General features: G+C 45.8%; 18 protein-coding genes. 3 read left to right on the forward strand and 15 right to left on the reverse strand.

Going from position 1 to position 16,724, the window contains the following annotated elements; all coding sequences use genetic code 11:
* Positions 1 to 9: 9 nt before the first annotated feature.
* The 9 genes from ACYVD3_RS11755 to ACYVD3_RS11795 all read right to left on the reverse strand — a co-directional run bounded on the left by ACYVD3_RS11755 (position 10) and on the right by ACYVD3_RS11795 (position 6,601).
* A complete protein-coding gene (locus ACYVD3_RS11755) occupies positions 10 to 678 on the reverse strand; it encodes a LysM peptidoglycan-binding domain-containing protein (protein WP_460642704.1) in 669 nt (222 codons plus the stop codon).
* On the reverse strand, positions 678 to 3,140 hold the full coding sequence (locus ACYVD3_RS11760) for a phage tail tape measure protein (protein ID WP_460642705.1): 2,463 nt from the start codon (positions 3,138 to 3,140) through the stop codon (positions 678 to 680). The genes ACYVD3_RS11755 and ACYVD3_RS11760 overlap by 1 nt, the downstream gene beginning before the upstream one ends.
* Positions 3,141 to 3,192: 52 nt before the next feature.
* Positions 3,193 to 3,360, reverse strand: a complete 168-nt coding sequence (locus ACYVD3_RS11765; protein ID WP_460642706.1) for a hypothetical protein — start codon at positions 3,358 to 3,360, stop codon at positions 3,193 to 3,195.
* 14 nt (positions 3,361 to 3,374) lie between these two features.
* A complete protein-coding gene (locus tag ACYVD3_RS11770; RefSeq protein ID WP_460642707.1) occupies positions 3,375 to 3,803 on the reverse strand; it encodes a phage tail assembly chaperone in 429 nt (142 codons plus the stop codon).
* 22 nt (positions 3,804 to 3,825) lie between these two features.
* Positions 3,826 to 4,299 carry a phage tail tube protein gene (locus ACYVD3_RS11775; protein WP_024291640.1) on the reverse strand — a complete coding sequence of 158 codons (474 nt, stop codon included), beginning with the start codon at positions 4,297 to 4,299 and terminating at the stop codon, positions 3,826 to 3,828.
* 17 nt (positions 4,300 to 4,316) lie between these two features.
* Complete coding sequence (locus ACYVD3_RS11780; RefSeq protein WP_460642708.1) at positions 4,317 to 5,615, reverse strand: phage tail sheath family protein; 1,299 nt, start codon at positions 5,613 to 5,615, stop codon at positions 4,317 to 4,319.
* Positions 5,609 to 5,806: a hypothetical protein gene (locus tag ACYVD3_RS11785; protein WP_460642709.1), complete on the reverse strand. Its 198-nt coding sequence runs from the start codon at positions 5,804 to 5,806 to the stop codon at positions 5,609 to 5,611. The genes ACYVD3_RS11780 and ACYVD3_RS11785 overlap by 7 nt, the downstream gene beginning before the upstream one ends.
* 13 nt (positions 5,807 to 5,819) lie before the next feature.
* Positions 5,820 to 6,233 carry a phage tail terminator family protein gene (locus ACYVD3_RS11790; RefSeq protein ID WP_460642710.1) on the reverse strand — a complete coding sequence of 138 codons (414 nt, stop codon included), beginning with the start codon at positions 6,231 to 6,233 and terminating at the stop codon, positions 5,820 to 5,822.
* A gap of 149 nt (positions 6,234 to 6,382) precedes the next feature.
* Complete coding sequence (locus ACYVD3_RS11795) at positions 6,383 to 6,601, reverse strand: hypothetical protein (protein ID WP_460642711.1); 219 nt, start codon at positions 6,599 to 6,601, stop codon at positions 6,383 to 6,385.
* A 139-nt stretch (positions 6,602 to 6,740) separates the two neighbouring features.
* Here ACYVD3_RS11795 and ACYVD3_RS11800 point away from each other — a divergent pair, with 139 nt between their 5' ends.
* Genes ACYVD3_RS11800 through ACYVD3_RS11810 form a run of 3 tightly spaced genes read left to right on the forward strand, consistent with a single transcriptional unit; the run spans position 6,741 to position 7,949 of the window.
* Positions 6,741 to 7,223, forward strand: coding sequence for a helix-turn-helix domain-containing protein (locus ACYVD3_RS11800; RefSeq protein WP_460642712.1), 483 nt, complete (start codon positions 6,741 to 6,743; stop codon positions 7,221 to 7,223).
* A 16-nt stretch (positions 7,224 to 7,239) separates the two neighbouring features.
* Positions 7,240 to 7,701 carry an ImmA/IrrE family metallo-endopeptidase gene (locus ACYVD3_RS11805; RefSeq protein WP_460642713.1) on the forward strand — a complete coding sequence of 154 codons (462 nt, stop codon included), beginning with the start codon at positions 7,240 to 7,242 and terminating at the stop codon, positions 7,699 to 7,701.
* A 56-nt stretch (positions 7,702 to 7,757) separates the two neighbouring features.
* Positions 7,758 to 7,949, forward strand: a complete 192-nt coding sequence (locus tag ACYVD3_RS11810) for a DUF6774 domain-containing protein (RefSeq protein WP_460642714.1) — start codon at positions 7,758 to 7,760, stop codon at positions 7,947 to 7,949.
* A 207-nt stretch (positions 7,950 to 8,156) separates the two neighbouring features.
* Here the strand turns inward: ACYVD3_RS11810 and ACYVD3_RS11815 are convergent, their stop codons facing one another.
* From ACYVD3_RS11815 to ACYVD3_RS11840, 6 genes are all read right to left on the reverse strand, one after another.
* Complete coding sequence (locus ACYVD3_RS11815; protein WP_460642715.1) at positions 8,157 to 9,359, reverse strand: AI-2E family transporter; 1,203 nt, start codon at positions 9,357 to 9,359, stop codon at positions 8,157 to 8,159.
* A 55-nt stretch (positions 9,360 to 9,414) separates the two neighbouring features.
* Complete coding sequence (gene holA / locus ACYVD3_RS11820; RefSeq protein ID WP_460642716.1) at positions 9,415 to 10,386, reverse strand: DNA polymerase III subunit delta; 972 nt, start codon at positions 10,384 to 10,386, stop codon at positions 9,415 to 9,417.
* Positions 10,387 to 10,605: 219 nt separating this feature from the next.
* Entirely contained in the window at positions 10,606 to 12,960 is a 2,355-nt protein-coding gene (locus tag ACYVD3_RS11825) for a ComEC/Rec2 family competence protein (protein WP_460642736.1), read from the reverse strand.
* Positions 12,961 to 13,022: 62 nt separating this feature from the next.
* Positions 13,023 to 13,991 carry a GerMN domain-containing protein gene (locus ACYVD3_RS11830; RefSeq protein WP_460642737.1) on the reverse strand — a complete coding sequence of 323 codons (969 nt, stop codon included), beginning with the start codon at positions 13,989 to 13,991 and terminating at the stop codon, positions 13,023 to 13,025.
* Positions 13,992 to 14,149: 158 nt separating this feature from the next.
* On the reverse strand, positions 14,150 to 15,592 hold the full coding sequence (locus ACYVD3_RS11835) for a sensor histidine kinase (protein ID WP_460642717.1): 1,443 nt from the start codon (positions 15,590 to 15,592) through the stop codon (positions 14,150 to 14,152).
* A 27-nt stretch (positions 15,593 to 15,619) separates the two neighbouring features.
* Positions 15,620 to 16,486, reverse strand: coding sequence for a DegV family protein (locus ACYVD3_RS11840; protein ID WP_460642718.1), 867 nt, complete (start codon positions 16,484 to 16,486; stop codon positions 15,620 to 15,622).
* Between the last annotated feature and the right edge of the window lie 238 nt (positions 16,487 to 16,724).

Below are 16,724 nucleotides of genomic sequence, written 5' to 3' on the forward strand. Positions count from 1 at the left end.
TCCTACCTCCTACGGCATAGTGAGAACCTGCCCCGGATAAATGACATTGGGATTCGTTATTTTGTCCCGGTTCAGATTATGGATTTCCTGCCACCGGCTTCCATTGCCAAGCTGTTTTTTCGCTATGGACCATAGGCAGTCCCCCTTGGCAACTGTATAACTCTTCACCGGATGCGGTTCTCCCTGGCGTTCCCCTTCCGGCTGTACAGACTCCAGTTCCTGCTTATCCTCAACAATGGTAAAATTCATGATTTTAGTTCCGTAACTTCTATATTCCTTCATTGTAAGGGATACCATGAGATCAAGTCCCTCACTCACATCATCTGTAACCTTATAATCTTCCAGAGTGACATCCATGCTGGTATCAAAAAGATTGTTTCCCCCCATTCCCTGCCGGACAACTGTAAATTCAAAAGAACCTTGGCCATTCTTTAACTCCTGGAGTCTCTCCAGAAAATCTTCTGCACTGTCAATGCTCCCATCCCAAATCGCAGAAGGGTAATCCATTTGAGGTATTATTACATCAATGCTTATTTCGGCGAGGCCAAAGGGGTTGACCAAATTGATTTCTTCTCCGTTTATCAGGTTTGCCGTCTTATTCTGCCCGCTATACTTGATAGGGATCTTTTCCGGAGGTAGCGGGAGAAGCATATCGTCAATATAAACTTCATATGCCATTAAAAATTCACTCCTTCCGCAGCCGAAGCAAGAATTTCGCTGGTAGCATCACCAAGCCTTCGATTCAGTTCATCATAATCAGTCATGTTCTTTATGGTGTTGTTGTTATTTACATCTACCTTCAGTTCCGCCAGCGTAAAACGGTTAATGATTTCCTGCTCTGCGGCATCCCGCATATATTTTAGTTCCTCATCCACTATATCCATTGAGTCTGCCATGGCCGCCGTATTCATAGCAGTATTTCCGGTACTCTGGGCAATACTGTCTGCTGCTCCGGGTAAGCCGTTTTCCGAATTCTGTTTTTCTAAAAAACCTTTTATCCCATCAAGTTTACTCTTTGCACCACCTTCTATTCCTCTTCCAAAAGTATCCCCTTTCTGGAAGCTATCACCGTAATTCAACCGTTCCTGTGGCCAGCCAATGTCAGCCAATACCTGATTTATGTCCAGTTTATCTGCTTTGACCTCATAAGATCCATTTCCATACTTATCAGCTAACTCATTGGCAAGATTAGATAAATTATCCCGCCAGCCTTTCACAGTATCTGCCATATGCGTACCAAATATAAAGTCCAGGCCCTCTGCTATCTTTTGTATCACTCCAAGAATCGTATCACCTAAATCTGCAAATAAATGAATCACGGAAGCGACCGGATCATTAAATAGATTTCCGAAAAAGTTTGCAAAAGCTACCCAACCATTATAAAGGTACTCAATGATTCCAAATCCAATTTCCAGAATCCCCATTAGTGCATTGGCAATGAAGGCAACGGCTACTCCAATTGCACCGCATATCATTCCGGTTGCGCTGTAAGAGGTTCCGGCGAATTTATTAACTGCGGCTACACCTGCATAAAAAAGCGCTATTAAAATGATTATTAACATAATTATCCAGTTAATAGGGCAGGCGGCTAATGCTGCATTTAATCCGTCCTGGGCAGCTATCAATGCAATTATCGCTGCAGTCTCTGCCCAATCACAGATCGTTTTCCACGCTTGGCCAGCCGCATTTTTTATTGTCGTGAGCCACCCCTTCTCCATAGTTGCATTGTAAACAATCAAAGCCGCAATTATCCCCCACAAAACAGGCTCTATCACAGGCCATACTTCTGAAAAAGCCCTCCCCACGACTCCTGCCACAAATCCAATGGCACCAAAAATCCCGCTTATTTCATCGACATTTCCTTTAAGTCCGGTTGTGAAGCTGCTGATGGCCTTAGTCACATTGTCAACCATATTGCCTATGGGACCGGCAAGCCCCATATTGACCGTTTTAGCCAAAGTGCTTAGTGCGCTGGCTGCATCATTGTATTTTACATTATTTAATTCTTCCAGGTGTTCCGTTGACAGTTCTACAGAACCATCCAAGTTGGACAATGCCATAATTCCTTCACTGCCAAGCGCTCCCCAGGCGCTGCCAAACAGCTTCATTCCTGCTATATTTCTTTTGACAGGATCTTCCATACTGCTTAAAGCGGCTATGGTCTGTTGGAATGCCTGCTTTGCCGTATCGCCCCCGCTTCCCAACGCTTCTGTCATCTTAGCAGCGTCAAGCCCCAAAGCAGAAAAACCTTCCTGCGCATCCTTTCCTCCGCCAACAGCCCTTGATGAAAATTCCTTTACAGCCTCACCTAATGTACTGACTGAAATCTCTCCATTCTGAGCTCCATTGACCAGCATATTAAACATGTCAGCCCCGCCAAGACCTAAATTTTCAAACTGGGAGGAGTATTTATTGATTGTATCCAGAAGCTCCCCGTTTTTATCAAGTCCGGCCTGAGTTGCCTGTACGATTAAGTCCAATGACTGAGCACCGGTAACTCCAAACTGTTCTTGCAGCACTCCGGCAGTACGGATACTGTCTGCCAGACTGTAACCAAAGGTGTCCTCAAGGAGTAATCCGGCTCTTGTAAGCTGTTCCAAGCTGTCCCCTGTCTGACCGGTCATCTGATGAACCGAAGACAGGCTCTTCGCAGCATCACCCAGACTGCCGCTTACGTTATCCACATATAGATTTTTTGCACCTTGCTTGGCCATATCCAGATCCTGCCCCTGCATCCCTGTCCGGGTCTGAATGATATTTCCCGCAGATTTTATATCATTTGCCTGGTTAAATATTTCCATAGGGCTATTGTTAATTCCCATTTTTCCAACCCCTGACAAAACCTTGCCCCAGAGATCCTTCATTGCCTGAATCTTTTTCTTACCATCGTCTATCTTTTTATTCAATTTTTCCTGCTGTTCCTTGGCCTGTACGATTACCTCCGTAACCTGTTCAAACTGAATTCCCATGCTGTGAATATCTGTTACGGCAGCCTGCAGTCCTGGCAAGCCGGTAAAATTACCTGAGGCTATCTGGAATCTTCGAAAGGACTCACTTGTAATATTAATTGAATGATTGATTCTCGTTAATACGGAGGATGCACCATCCTGAAGCTGTATTGAGTTTTGTATTGTTGCCATACACTTTCCCTCCTTTCCAGAAGAACACCCCGAAAGGTGTCCTTCCATTCTTCTATCTTTTCCCTGCAGACTTCGCCTTTTGTGCTTCTTTCTTATCATTTTCCAGCTTAAGCTGTACCGCTGCCATTACAAACGCCCGTTCATACCTGTCCAGGCTAAGAAACTCATGAGGCCATTTGTGGAGCTTGTGGAGGCAATAGTAGGCAATATTGGCTTCCATATCGCCTACTTCTATTAGTTTTTTGCTTCTTCAACCTGCTCTTCCAGAGTGATATCAAACCCATTTACCTGCTGAATGCGCTCCAGATAACCTGCGTATTCACCGGCAGTCAGCATGGCCTTTAAAAGCCCGTCTGCCCCCATAACATGATAGGAATCCTGCAGTTCCTTATCATTTAAGTTAGGATAAACCGTGCATTCTGCCGCCAGCTTTCCAAGATAAAGGTTATAATCCGTCTCCTGGGTATACTGACCCTTTTTTCCGGTTACTGAAACCCGTTTGGTGCTCTCTTTTCTCAGGGCTTCATCTTCCTTAGAAGTAATCGCTTTAATCTCCCATTCCACCGGCTTTTTGTCCGGACCTAAGAAACGTTTGGAAGCAACAAACTTTTCATGCTCCGCTTTAACTGCGTTCTGACTCAAAAAACAACTTAAATCTCCCATTTCTTTTTATCCCCTTCTTCTTTTACTGCATTCCCGCAAGGTTGCTGAATCTTTCCGGCATTTCCCAGCTTTCAAATGTGAATTCAAATTCATCTTCCAGATATTCCCCTGTTGCATCAAATTTGGTGATAATGCCTCCATTTAAGTTGCAATCTTTTAAAATCACAGTCTGGCGGCCTACTCTGGAAGCAGGATCTTCATTGGTTACCTGGATATCAAAATAAATATCCTTTCCTGTCTGCTGGAACTTGTATAAGATATCCCGGAAAATGCTTGTATTATAATGGAAAGTAGCAGATCCGCTTCCCTTCATTCCCACAGTCTTATTTCCCTTCATAGCCCGTCCCAGAATCGGGATCTCTGATTTCACCTTTTCGATCTTTGCCTCCAGGTTCAATGCCTGCATAAAATTGTACCGCTCATTTTCAATTGTGATAAAACACTCTGCTTTTGTGGCGCTGATTGCGTCCCATGCGTCCATTGTAATATTGCTCATATTTCCTTACCCCTTTCTTATGATACAACCACTGTCATGTATAAAATGCTCATGGAATTAATTGGTTTCACCGGAAAATTCACTACAACGGATCTTTTGCCCTGTCCCTTTTCCACGGTAACTTCCTCTGAATTTACGGCTTCTATGGCCCTTAACACGGTCAACTGTTTTCCATATGTAACGATATCATTCCAAAGGCTTACACGCCCTGCGTCATCGTTTGAGATTTTACCCAGATAACGTGTATGGAAAAGAGAAGCGATGTCATTTCCAATCTGATCCAGAACACGGACCGTCTGGTTGTTAGAGAAATCTTCTCCCTTTTCCTCTGTATAAGTAACCAATGTGTTACTGTCAGTCAGAACCCGGATTTCACTTCCTACCTTGTGAACCATGAGCTTGCCTGCCTTGATTGCATCAGCAAGCTGGGCCTGGGTATAGGAAGTCTTAACCGTATATTCGCCGTCGTAAACCTTATTTTCCATGGTCTTGTTGACAGCACAAGCCGATTCTGCACCGGCAACCCAATAAACAAGCCCTGTAACTGATTCCTCTGCTTCATTTTCCACGGAAATGACACCCTCGTAATCGGCCTTGGAATACTGGTGTAATACTGTCTGAAACTTGACGCCGGCCTCATCTCTCATGCGTTTTGTAAATGCTGTAAACAAAGCTTTTACCTTATCGTCTGTGGAAGGGCAGCATAGAATCTGGAAGGAGGCACTTTCCATCTTCTCCAGAAATTCTGCGTAATCTTCTCCTGCAACATCAGCGCCATTGGTGCCTCCTGTAAATGGCAGCCCTGCTGTCTCTGCCAGAGCAGCATCCTTTTTGAATGTCACATAGCTGTTGTCTCTCAGCTCTCCTGCCTCTGTGACAGTCTGGCAATCAACTTCTTTTCCGGCAAACAGTGTTTTCACATCAAATCTTAAAGTGTTATCCACACTTTTTGAAATAACGGTCATCAGGCTGTTTCCCCGCACGCCGGAGTACCTTGCCGTACCGTAATCATTGGCTCCATGTACCCCTGTATTCAAGCGGTAAAAAATGCCTTTCGTCATATTTCCGAAAAGCTCTCTCACCGGAAGCATCACTGCATCATCCATTGCATAGCCAAAAATTTCTTTACACTTTTTTGGAAAATCCTCCGCCGTAACCTCAAACACTTCCTTCTCCGGTCCCCATTCAAGGACCATGGGGATTGCCGCTACTCCCCGGCTTCCCATAGACGCACCAGCCGAAGCAGTACTGACAAAATTAATATATGCACCAGGAAATACCTTGTTTTGAACTGTAAAATTTCCTCCACCTAACATACTTTCACCCTTCCTTTCATAAATTGATTCATAATTTCTTCTGCTTCTGTTACAGAGTATTCTTTTCTATCGTCAAGCAAAGCGCTTAGTAAGTCCCTCTGATTGCGATACCTTTCCGAGCGGATCAACTGATCCTTTGTATAGCGTACAGCGGCAGTCCCGCCCGTTTCTTTTACGTCTTTTTTTGCCACAATAACACCTCTTTTACTTTAATTTCATATCTTCCATGGATTCTTCTGACTCCCCGTCTTTTAAAATATAAATCTGGTAATCCACCAGGAAGTTTAAAGCATCTCTCTCATATTTTCCCCTTCTGCTTATGCCTCTTATCAGGGAGCCATCTTCCAGAGTAATGTCTTCCAGCCTGTCCATAAGAACATCCAGTACAAAATTTCTGTCCTTTAGCTGCTGTTCCGAATCCTGGCAGTAATATTTCACATACATGCTCACACTGCGGAAATAACGCCGGCCGTTTACAGGCTTTTCCAATGTTTCTAAAAGTCCGACCTCAAAATATGGTTCAGAAATCCCCTCCCCCAGGGGAATTGTACCGATCCTGGCTTCCGGAAAAAGCTCTTTCAGCCTTCCCATAACTCCACTCACGATCTCGTTGTACATTTAATCCCTCCTTTCATTTGGCTGCCCTCTCTTTTCAGCACCAGCCTTTTCCCATGCCGGGTGCATTCCTTCTGTGTGGGACTCCTCACCTTCCCCATATCCTTCATTTCCATCAATCGCTCCTTTCCCCACTGCCGCATTGTAGTCATTTAGTCTACATCATCAGCAAAAAAAATTTCATCTCTCTTCTTCAGCGATGTAACTTTCAGCAGCTTGCACAGCGCCTTGATCTCCCCTGCCTTAAACTGATTTTCATTGTTTATTTTCCTCCAAAAACCATAAGCGGACAGACCCAGTTCTGCTGCAATCCACCCCTTTTTCAGTCCGGATCTTTTGATTTCATCATTCAGCCGAACCGTATCTGTCATACCTTTCTCCCCCTTTTTAGTAGTCATATTGTCTACATTCGTTATCATACTCCAATGTATCATATTTGTCAACATCATTTCGATTTTTTGTTGAATATTTTTCTACACCGTGGTATAATGCGGTTATGGAGGTGATCCTGTGGAAATAGGACAGATTATTAAAAGAAGGCGGGAAGAACTGGGAATCTCCCAGGAAGAACTGGCTTTAAAGGCAGGCTATAAATCCCGTTCTTCCATTAATAAGATCGAGGTAGATGGAAGAGGACTTCCCCAGTCAAAGATCCTAGCCATTGCCAATGCATTGAAAACAACGCCGGCTTATCTCATGGGCTGGGAGAGCGATACCGCTTCTGCTTTTAGCTATGTAAGCGGCTGTTTTGGGGAATATGCGGGAGAAATGCTTGAAAATTTTCACCATTTAAATGAAAAAGGCCAGAAGGAAGCTTTAAAACGTGTCAGAGAGATGGTCCACATCCCAGAATACAGCAAAGACCACAACATTGTAAAAATTTCAAATGGGAATGACAGGATTTACTTAGAGCCGGTTGCAGCTCATGAAAGAACTGACATCAAGGTGACCGAAGAAATGAAACAGCATGATGATGCCTTTTTTGATGAATAAAAGATAACTCATTGAGGTGATTTATTTGAACTATGAATCTTTATTAGAAGAAGCGGATTCCTATGGAATCATCATAAAAGAACGGCCGTTAATAGCCAATGACGGCAGGATCAGAGGAACACAGATACTGATCCGCCAGGATATGCCGGACTGCCAGAAGGCCTGTGTCCTGGCGGAAGAGCTGGGGCATTACTATACCACCACCGGCAACATTCTGGACCAGTCCGATGTATCCAACTTAAAGCAGGAACGCACCGCCCGTCTCTGGGCCTACAATAAAATGATAACCTTAGAAAAGCTGGTGGCGGCAAAGGAAGCCGGCTGCCGGAATGGATATGAGATCGCGGAACACTTAAATGTGACGGAAGAGTTTTTACAGGATGCCATTCACTGCTATCAGGCCAAATATGGAAAAGGGTTGCAAAAAGACAATTATCTGATACTTTTTGAACCTTTTAACATTTATAAGCTAGTGTAAGATTTTTCTGTCTTGTCGCCTCCCTGCCACATATACTATTCAGAGGTGATATATTTATGCAATCCTGTGAACTTGTAATGCTTGTATCTTCCCTGGCTTGCTGCATTGCAGAAGGCCGGTCTTCCGATGAAATCGCTCTATTAAGTACCATATTTTCACAGCTTGGTGACACACTGGGTACCATTTCGGCCCATCAGGATCTCTGTTGTGAATGCGACGATGAAAAAGACACCAGTTGTTGGAAATAACTGCCATAAAAAGGGGATTCAATAAAATCCGATCCATAAAGAAAGGAGTATTGCCAAATAGATGAATAATCATCTAAGAAAGCAATGCTCCTTTCTTACGTTTCAAACAGAAACACAGGTTCCGAAGAACCTGCCATCCTTAGCATAATTAATTGTACAAAAGCCAATGATACGATATAAAGATTACACCGAATATGAGGCAAACCCTTATTCGCTGTTATCGGATGAGACCTCCGGAGCAGTACCCTCAATGATTATCAATGGACCTGCACAGGCTTCCCGAACCTTTCTTTCTCTGACCGTTATGAAATCCCCGGCAATGACCTTTAATATATGAACCACAGGCACTGCTAAAACCATTCCCCATATCCCGGCAACTGCACCGCCCAAGGTAATTCCTATGACGATCAAAGCCGGACTTAAGGAAAATGAGTTTCCCATAAGCTTTGGCTGTATCACATTTCCGTCCACCTGCTGGGTAATCAGTAAAACCAGGGCGGCAATGGCCCCTGTATTGATTCCGCTTGTACATGCAATGATGATTACAACGCCAATGGAGCCAAAAATCGAGCCAAAGTAAGGAATAATATTGCAGACAGCCAACAAAATTCCAAGAGCCACCGAATACCGGGAACCAAGTATGGTAAATTCAACAGTGGTAATCGTACATAAAATCAAAGAATCTAAAAGCTGGCAGACGATAAACTTTTTAAAACTGTCATTGATTATGGTTCCGTACCTAAAAACTGCTTTTCTAACCTTTTCGTGAAGAAACAAATTCATGAGCCTCTTCATCTGAAAGTTAAAATTATGAGCCTCCAGAAGGAAATAAACGGAAGTCACAATCGTAATAAATCCGCTTAAAATATGGGAAGTAACACCCAGAACAGCACTTAATGAGCCCAATACTTCTTTCATGCCGATTTTCTCCAGCATGTTCTTCCAAGCGGTCTGGGGCGGCATAATATTTTCCACCTTTTCCCATAAGCCCAGCTTTTCCAGGGGCAGATGCTCGATGGCCATTATGGCATTATTATAATAAGTATTAAAGTTTGATATAAAATCCAATATACTTTTCTGAAGCAGGGGAATCACTTTGTTTATGATCAGAACAACAATAGCAATAAACAGGGCATAAATAATAAAAACGCTGATCCCTCTGGAACCTTTTCGGAAAAAACTGAATCTGAGCCTTTTTAAGCACCGTTCCAGTGCAGAACACGGAATATTCAACAGATATGCTATGACAAATCCATAAAAAAAGGGAAGCAGTACCTTTGTAAATGACTTGACCCAAATCACCACATCGGAAAAATTCATAACAACTTTATAAAATATAATAACCAGCATAGCAAGCAGCAGCCTTGATAAAAACAATCTTATCTGCTCTCTTTTCAATAAGTCTCCCATCCTGACCTCCTTTCCAAATAAAATAACCAGATTTTACCGGTTTAATCGTTAAAGCCTAATATTTTTGTGTCAGCAGCAATTCTACCGCCATCCTGTCATTCAGCCGTCCGGTCTTTACGGCTTCTTCTGCTTCCACGCAAAGGGTTACATAAGACAGGATCTGTTCCCTGGAAAAGGTCCTTGCCTGAGGCATGATCTTTCCTGCCGCAAAGGGAGGGATCTTAAGCTTGGAGGCAATGCCGCCCTTATCCATTCCCTTTCCCATCAGCTCCTTTGCCTGTAAAAGCTGGTTGAACTGCCTGGCAATCAGAAACAGGATCCTCATAGGAGGTTCCTTTAAGGTGAGCAGGTCCTCATAAAGGTCCATGGCCTTCTTTGTCTGCCGGTTTACGATGGCTGCCACCATGTCAAAGATTTTATTGGTGGTTCGGACCGTACAAATGGTCTCCACGTCTTCATCCGTAATGACCTCTCTTCCCAGAGTATAGCTTATGAGCTTTTCCAGTTCCATGCGGATATTTTCCATATCATCTCCGGCCATGTGAAGAAACAGCTCCATGGTATGTCCTGTGATCTTCTTTCCCTCTCTGGAAAGCAAAGTTCCCGCCCATCTGGAAAGATGGGACAAGTCCTGGCGCTCCATTTCAGCCGCATACCCCAGTTCCTTCACCTTCTTAAACATTTTGCTTCTCTTATCCACCTCTGATTCCACAAAAATCAGGCAGGTGGTATCTGGGATCTGGGACAGATAAGATGTCATTTCATCGGAAGCTGATTTAAAAAAACCGCTGTTTTCCACCAGGATCAGGCGTTTTTCCGCAAAAAAAGGCATGGTATCCCCAAGGCTGATGATCTCCCGCACATCGATGCCTTTTCCTTCAAACTGGTTGAAGTTCATGGTATCGCCTGCTGTAATTGCCGCCTTCATTTGATTTTTATAGCTGTTCTTTAAAAACGCTTCTTCTCCATATAGAAGATAGACCGGCTTGAAGCTGTGATTTTTAATATCAAGGGTCAGCGTCTGCATGGCGTCCTTCCTCTCATTTCTCTATTCTGGTGAGCTGCAGGAAACACACTTCACGAGTTTTCTGCAGCTATCGCAGCATTGGCCAAATAAATTCCTTCGGCTCATTGCTAGCGCAAATCAGGCGGATATACTTGCATATCCGGCCCATTGGCTAATTCATGGTTGAAAGATAAACCTCCTTCAACCTTACTTCCTCTTATTATACCGGGAGAATCCATCTCAGTCAATAAAACTTGTGAACCGGACCATCTCCCCATCCGTCCACATCCTGATTGCCCCTCTCTCCCCGGTTTTTAAAACCTCTGCCTTCTGGTTTTCCAAACGGTCCAATACCTCCTCATGGGGATGGCCGTAAGAATTGCCCTCACCGTAGGATATAACAGCCCACCGGGGCTTTATTGCCTCAAGAAATACCTGGCTGGAAGAATACCTGGAGCCGTGATGTGCGGTTTTCAGTACATTGACCTCCTCTAACAGCCTGTTTTCCACGGGCCGTCCAAGAAGCCGCTCCTCTTCCTTCTCTCCCATATCGCCGGTAAACAGCATATGGCAGTTTCCATAATCCATTTTAAGCACCTCTGATTCCTCATTGGTATTCTCCGGCACATCCGACTCATTTGGGTAAAGGCAGGCGATTCCAAGCCTTCCGACCTGTATCCTGTCTCCCCCAGTCAGGTACCGCACCTTTGTCCCCCGCTTCCCTGCAAGCTCTGCCAGCCTGATTATAGACTTGTCCTCTCTCCCCTGGTAGGGAAGCATGAGGTTTTCTATCCTTATGTCATCACAGGATTCTAAAAGATATTCTACCCCGCTTAAATGGTCCTGATCCCCGTGGCTGATAAATGCGTAATGGATCACGGAAACTCCCAGGCTCTTTAAGCACGGTTCAAGGGTATATTCTCCCAAAGACTTTTTCGAAGAACTTCCCCCATCCACCAGCACCGCAAACCTCTCCGTCCGCAGCAGAATGCCGTCCCCCTGCCCTACATCAAGGAACAGGGCCTCCAGCCCATTTACCGGTCCCGGCCGAAAGACCAGGATGCAAAGGCAATACATCACGAAAAGAATAATCAACTTTCCCGGATATGAAATCCCCTTTGCTTTTTCCTTTGCTTTTTCCTTTTCCTTTCCCTCTCCTGTCTCCCTCCAGCCTTTTCCTTCCATTGCCAGATACGAAAGTCCTGCCAGCAGCAGCAATCCATATGCAGCCATCCGTTCTGCTCCCGGCCTTCCAAGAGTCAGGCTATAGCCGGGCAGTGCGGACATCTTCCTGCAAAGGAGCTCATACAAGGCCAGAATGTAATGTCCCGTCCCTGCCGCAAAAATCCCCAGCACAGGGCTTAAATTCCCAAGGAAGATCACCCCGAACCCGGAGCAGAGTACACCTCCCATCAGGGGAATCACAAGAAGATTGAGAAAGATGCTGTAAAGGGGAATCTGGTAAAAATGATAGAGCAGGATGGGCATTGTGACCACCTGAATGGCAAATGCAGCGGAAACAGCGCCGGCCAGAGGCTTTTCCTTTCCCAGCCAGTTTATTATCACAGGCGTCACCCCTCCTATGGCAAAAACGGCTCCAAAGGATAACTGGACCCCTCCCTGGGTAATAAGAAGAGGCGATTGAACGGCCAAAAGAAGAAGTGCCAGAGAGGCGGAGGATAATAAATCATAGGTTCTCCCAAGATAGGAGGCAAAAAATCCCGTACTCATCATGATGACCGCTCTCATGACCGAAGGGCCTCCCCCTGTTAAAATCCCGTAGAGAAAGATAAGAACCGTCCCGGCCAGTCCGGAGCCGCCGTATCCAAGGCCTGCTTTTCTCAGGATCCGGTAAAGGAAGATCCCTGCAAAAGACATGTGAAGGCCGCTGATGGCCAGAAGGTGAGCGATCCCGTTTTTCTGATACAGGGTCTTTATCTCCTTGGAAATGCCCCGTTTATCCCCCAATACTGCAGCCGTAAGGATTCCGGCGTCTTCCTCTTCCCCGTATCGGTAAAGAATCTCTTTTCCCCATTCCCTTATGAGGCGCAGTCCCTGGGCAACAGGAGCCGGATTGGCATCAACCATCTCCAGCTCCTCCCCGGAAAGCCTGCAGTCCAGTCCCTGAGCCTGATAATAGGCTTTGGAATCAAACTCCCCCGGATTTCTGGCCTGGGAAAAGGGCTGGGCCTCTCCTCTGATCCTTACGGTCTGCCCCAGACATAAATTCAGCTCTTTCATCCGGAAGGAAGGCTTCATGGTCACAAGAATGCCGGGAAGGGGAAACCGGGAGGCCTCATCCCTTCCCTCTTTCCCGTATTCCCATACCTGATTCCCATTTAAGGTGATCCTCAAAGTTCCATTCTCTTCTTCCAGAGCTGCCACCTTTCCCTGGGCCTCCACATAGTTCCCTAAAATGTGTTCCGTCTTTGCCTCCCGTTCCCTCCATCGTCCTTTGTCATATCCGGCCCAGGCTGCGCCCAGGTACAAAAAAAGAAGAGGCAAAAGAACCCAAAGCCAGTTTCTGCCTCTCCAATAACCATAAAGAACAATCCCGGCAGCAAAAAAAGCCGGAATCAAAAGCCAGGATGTCATAACCAGCAAAGCGGCAGCCTCTCCAAGTACAAATCCCCCTGCGATCAGACATAATGGGCGTTTTATTGTTCTGTTCCTCCTATATCATTTGGTACTTCTTCATTCTCCGCATTGTAATCTAAGTTGCGTTCAAAAAGCTGGTTTAAGGAAATGGAATCCCTAAACATGACTTCCTGAGAACCGTTTACCGTGATCTGCACCTTGTTGATGGAGGAGGCCGCAGCCAGGGAATTCACGATAGAATAAATCGGGATATATTCCTTTACCTCCAGGGTATTGTTAAGAAATGCGGAATCAAAATTAATATAACAGATATTTTCATTGACCGACACATTCAGAAGCTTTGTATCCTTGGGCAGGGTCGGATTCATCCCCGGCCTTCCAGGACCGGCGATCAACTGCTCAATGACCAGCTTTTCCAGAGATGTGTTTACGTTATGCACCACTTCCCTTGTTTCCTTGACCAGCTTCTCTCCCGTATCATCAGCGAAATACAAAGGCAGCTCCGTCTTCTCATAGGAGTTGACATTGCTGATGTTATCAATAAAGTCAGAGTTGGCCATAGGGCCTACCGGACTTCCTGAGCTGTCCATAAGGGGTTGTTCCGCCGTATACACGGCAACATAATCCACCCCTTTTATCTGGGTCAAAGTTCTTACCAGGGAAGCCCTGCATAAGATTTCTCTGGTCCCATTCATCATAGCGTAATTGTTATCAAAATACAGATAAAGAACCGTGTCCTCCAGCTTATAGCGCTCAAAGCCCACCTTATCCGGAACTGCGGCCTGCCGGTCCAAGTCCTTTGGTACGGTCCGAAGCTGTTCCATGAGATTCCGGATTCTCCAGTCCGTCAACTCTTCTGAGTCCCCTTCCGGTTTCCTGGGCATTTGATACTCCTGTGGTTCCATCTTTGTCATGGCAGAATTCAGGTAATAAATCTGATAAACTTCATCGACGGCTTCCGTTCCCTTTCCTTCCTTTTTTCCACAGCCGGCCAGGCATAGAACACACATCAGGAGGAGAACAGCCATCAGCCGTTTCAATATGACTGCCCGTATTATGGGACAGAATCCGCCCCGGTTTCCCGGGCGTAAAGCCATGCCGTCCGTAGAGCTTTTCCTCATTGCTGCCCATTGTTCTGGATATAAAGGGTTGCTTAAAAGGAGTTTCATCTAATAGCCTCCTGTTTCTAAGAAATATAAGTGAGAGGAATTCGTACGGTAAATGTGGCTCCCTCTCCCTCCTTGCTTTGCAGCTTCAATGCTCCCTGGTGCATCAGCACAATCTTTTTCGTAATGGAAAGGCCAAGGCCTGTGCCTCCTGTTTCCCTGGATCTGGCTTTATCCACCCGGTAAAACCGCTCAAATACATGCTCCTGAAACTCTTCCGAGATCCCGATTCCCGAATCAGCCACTTTTACGTAAAAAAACTTATGATCCGCATCAAGAGTCACCCGGACCCAGCCGCCTTCCACATTGTACTTGATTGCATTCTCCACCAGATTGCTTAAAGCCAGGGACAGTTTCATCTCATCCACATCGGCAGTGACCTCCCGGATGCTTTCAAAGGTCAGCTCCACATTCCGCTTTCCGGCAATGGGGCGCAGCCTCTTTAAAATCAGCTCCATCAGTCCGTTGATGTTCACCTGGGCAATGTTTAGGTTCCCTCCGGAAGTCTTGTCCATGCGGACCAGGGACAGCAGGTCGTCAATGATCTTGCTTTCCCGCTCGATTTCATCGGATATATCGCTTAAAAATTCCCGGTAAAGCTCTGCAGGAACGTCTTCCAGCCCCATGAGGGAATCGGCCAGCACCCGGATGGATGTGATGGGAGTTTTTAACTCATGGGACACGTTTGACACGAATTCCTCCCTGGACTGGTCCACAGCCTTTAACTTCTTTAAAGTCATGTTAATGGTTTCCGTAATCTGCATGGTTTCCTTATAAGCATAGGTGCTGATGTCCTCATCCATATCTCCTTCCGCCGCCCTGTTCAGCATACGCTGCAGCTCCCGGAAGGGCTTCATCAGAAGCTTCACAAGGAGGACCACAAATATGGCCAGAACGGAAAAGATCATAAGCTGAAGAAATGCTCCTTTTTCCGACACAATGGAAATCCGGTTCAGCAGATCCTCCGTAGATGCCGTTACGATCATGACGCCGGCAATCTCCTTTTCCTGGCTGTTGGAATAAATAGGGATGGTCAGAGCCGAATAATGCTTCTCAAAATTATACTTGCTGCTGTTTTCTCCATCAAAGCACCGGATGACCTCATCAGATACATTGAGCTTGCCCACAGAAAGCGAAAAGGTATCGCTGATGATCCTGAAATTCCGGTTCACCACCACGATCCGTCCATTGAACATATCCGCCTTTACGGACATTTCATTGTCCAAAAGCGAGTCCTTGGGCTCCATGGTCAAATATCCGATCCTTGTCATCTTGTTGCTTAGGATCCAGCACTGGTTTTGAATTTCCTGCATTCTGGTATCAATGAGGTTCTGCCGGTAAGCTCCAAGCATCACCGAATTCTGGATCAGTATCGGAATGCAGCCCACCACAAGAAGGACAATGATCAGAGTTACCCGCAGGCTCATGGCATGTTTCTGATTAAAAATCTTTATCTGGAACATGACCGCCCACCTCCAACTTCATTTCTGTCATACCTCCAACCTTTTGGTACATGCAATTGCCAGCGCCCCCGGCCCGATATGGCAGGATACGCTTAAAGAAAGGTTGTCCACATAGATTTCTCCTGTCTTTGGAAAAATCTCTTCCAGCTCCTTCTTAAATTCCATGGCAGCCGCTTCATTGTTGGTATGGGCAACGGCAATACCCGTATGGATCCCTTCCGGATCACCGAAACGCTCTTCCATATCCTTTTTCGCAGCCGTGATCATCATGGCTTTGGCCTGCTTCATGGTTCTTGCCTTAGCAAAGGCATCCAGCTTCTCTCCCTGAATGGTAAGAACCGGCTTAATCCTCAAAAATGTCCCTAAAAGAGCCGCCGCCGGAGTGATCCTTCCGCCCTTTTTTAAGTATTCCAGGGTATCCAGGGTAATGTAAATGGTAGAATTCATCTTTGCCTCTTCCAGCTTCTTCTTAATGGCAGCGGCAGTCATTCCGAAATCCGCCATTTTCCTGGCTTCCATAACCGACTGCCTTTGAGTCACTGAAATCCTCTGGTTATTGACCACAAACACCTTTCCCTCATAATCGTCTGCCAGCACAAGGGCCGTCTGACAGGCGCTGCTCAACCCGCTGGACATGGGAATGTGCACAATTTCCTCATATTCTTCCAAAAGCTTGTTCCAAAGATCCATAAGATCGGCAGGAGACGGCTGAGAGGTGGAAATATCCACTCCCCCCTCCAGCTTTTCATAGAAATCCTTCTGTGTCAGGCTGATATCCTCATAAAAGGGTTCCCCAGCCATCATAAAAGGCATAGGTATTACGAAAATCCCGGCTTCCTCTCCCTGTCTCTGGGTGATTCCGCTGTTGCTGTCTGTTACTATCGCTACTTTCATTTCCATTCTCCTCTATTTCTGTAGGCAATGAGCCAGGCCCAGAAATGCTTGTACTCCTGCATCTGGCGGATGCTGCAAGGGTCAAATAGTTCACAGCTTGCTGAGGGCTATTTAACTTCCTAAAGCGATGAGCCTAGGCGCAGGAATATTTGTATTCCTTCATCTGGCGAATGCTGCAAGGGCAAAACAGCTCACAGCTTGCTGAGGGCTATTTGACTTCCTAAAGCAATGAGCCAGG

Source organism: Lacrimispora brassicae, assembly GCF_054772055.1.

Coding starts and splice junctions, on each gene's coding strand:
- ACYVD3_RS11770 (WP_460642707.1), bottom strand. CDS start 3,803: ATGGGAGATTTAAGTTGTTTTTTGAGTCAGAACGCAGTTAAAGCGGAG.
- ACYVD3_RS11815 (WP_460642715.1), bottom strand. CDS start 9,359: ATGGGAGACTTATTGAAAAGAGAGCAGATAAGATTGTTTTTATCAAGG.
- ACYVD3_RS11760 (WP_460642705.1), bottom strand. CDS start 3,140: ATGGCAACAATACAAAACTCAATACAGCTTCAGGATGGTGCATCCTCC.
- ACYVD3_RS11830 (WP_460642737.1), bottom strand. CDS start 13,991: ATGGCTGTTCTCCTCCTGATGTGTGTTCTATGCCTGGCCGGCTGTGGA.
- ACYVD3_RS11810 (WP_460642714.1), top strand. CDS start 7,758: ATGCAATCCTGTGAACTTGTAATGCTTGTATCTTCCCTGGCTTGCTGC.
- ACYVD3_RS11765 (WP_460642706.1), bottom strand. CDS start 3,360: ATGGAAGCCAATATTGCCTACTATTGCCTCCACAAGCTCCACAAATGG.
- ACYVD3_RS11780 (WP_460642708.1), bottom strand. CDS start 5,615: ATGTTAGGTGGAGGAAATTTTACAGTTCAAAACAAGGTATTTCCTGGT.
- ACYVD3_RS11775 (WP_024291640.1), bottom strand. CDS start 4,299: ATGAGCAATATTACAATGGACGCATGGGACGCAATCAGCGCCACAAAA.
- ACYVD3_RS11825 (WP_460642736.1), bottom strand. CDS start 12,960: ATGACATCCTGGCTTTTGATTCCGGCTTTTTTTGCTGCCGGGATTGTT.
- ACYVD3_RS11840 (WP_460642718.1), bottom strand. CDS start 16,486: ATGAAAGTAGCGATAGTAACAGACAGCAACAGCGGAATCACCCAGAGA.
- ACYVD3_RS11795 (WP_460642711.1), bottom strand. CDS start 6,601: ATGACAGATACGGTTCGGCTGAATGATGAAATCAAAAGATCCGGACTG.
- ACYVD3_RS11835 (WP_460642717.1), bottom strand. CDS start 15,592: ATGTTCCAGATAAAGATTTTTAATCAGAAACATGCCATGAGCCTGCGG.
- ACYVD3_RS11755 (WP_460642704.1), bottom strand. CDS start 678: ATGGCATATGAAGTTTATATTGACGATATGCTTCTCCCGCTACCTCCG.
- ACYVD3_RS11790 (WP_460642710.1), bottom strand. CDS start 6,233: ATGTACAACGAGATCGTGAGTGGAGTTATGGGAAGGCTGAAAGAGCTT.
- holA (WP_460642716.1), bottom strand. CDS start 10,386: ATGCAGACGCTGACCCTTGATATTAAAAATCACAGCTTCAAGCCGGTC.